Source organism: Helicobacter didelphidarum (assembly GCF_003364195.1).
Taxonomy (GTDB): Bacteria; Campylobacterota; Campylobacteria; order Campylobacterales; family Helicobacteraceae; genus Helicobacter_A; species Helicobacter_A didelphidarum.
Map to the genome: position 1 here is coordinate 1 of NZ_NXLQ01000218.1, position 439 is coordinate 439.

Consider the following 439-nt stretch of genomic DNA (forward strand, 5'->3'; position numbering starts at 1 on the left):
TTCTTTTTTGTGTTGAAATGCTAAAAATCTCTTGAGATACTCCCTAATTTTATATAACCAATCATTATAGGTAGCTCTTCTCCCTAGTAATTGTGGTTTATTAATCAGTCTATTTGTTATATTTTCTAAATCTAAACTATGGATATATTCTTTCAATAGCTCTTCTCTAGTTTCTCTATCATAATTTGAGAGATGAGACAAATCTATATCAATTACACCACAATCATCTATACTTAAGTCTCTAGCACCGGGAGCATTATAAGTATAGACTTCATTTATTATCCCTCTCTCTCCTTTATCATATCTAGCAAAGCTCAAGGTAAATAATTGTGCGAGACAACCCCCTAATGAATGCCCTGTGATATTAAGTTTGGTATTAGAATCTATAGGAGAGATGAAATTCTCTAAAGTTGCTTCTTGAGTGGAATCTTTTAGTAAT

The 439-nt window shown here is 31.4% G+C and carries 1 protein-coding gene; it reads right to left on the minus strand.

Going from position 1 to position 439, the window contains the following annotated elements; translation table 11 throughout:
* A partial coding sequence (locus tag CQA53_RS12015) for a lipase family protein (RefSeq protein WP_407918863.1) occupies positions 1-439 on the minus strand: 439 nt, incomplete at both ends.